Below are 333 nucleotides of genomic sequence, written 5' to 3' on the forward strand. Positions count from 1 at the left end.
GGTTCAAATTTAAATACCATTCGTGAAGTCTTTGAAGAATATAGAAATCTAGACTTTAGAAATAAAATTCCTAATGCAAGTGGTAATGTAGAAATCACAACTAATATCTTAGGCGATGAAATCGTAAAAATGCTTAAAACCTCATCTGACTTTGCCAACTCTTTAAGTGAAGAAAGTGGCAAACTCCAAGAAGCTGTAAATGCTCTTACTCAAAGTTCAAACTCACAAGCTCACTCTTTAGAAGAAACAGCAGCAGCTTTAGAACAAATCACTTCTTCTATGCAAAATGTCTCGACAAAAACAAGTGATGTCATCACTCAAAGTGAAGAGATT

The 333-nt window shown here is 33.9% G+C and carries 1 pseudogene; it reads left to right on the forward strand.

Features of this window, described 5'->3' with window-relative positions:
- Positions 1-333, forward strand: a pseudogene (locus CQA38_RS09155) (methyl-accepting chemotaxis protein); the annotation flags it as partial.

The sequence above is a fragment of the Campylobacter sp. MIT 12-5580 genome, from assembly GCF_005406235.1.
GTDB lineage: Bacteria > Campylobacterota > Campylobacteria > Campylobacterales > Campylobacteraceae > Campylobacter_D.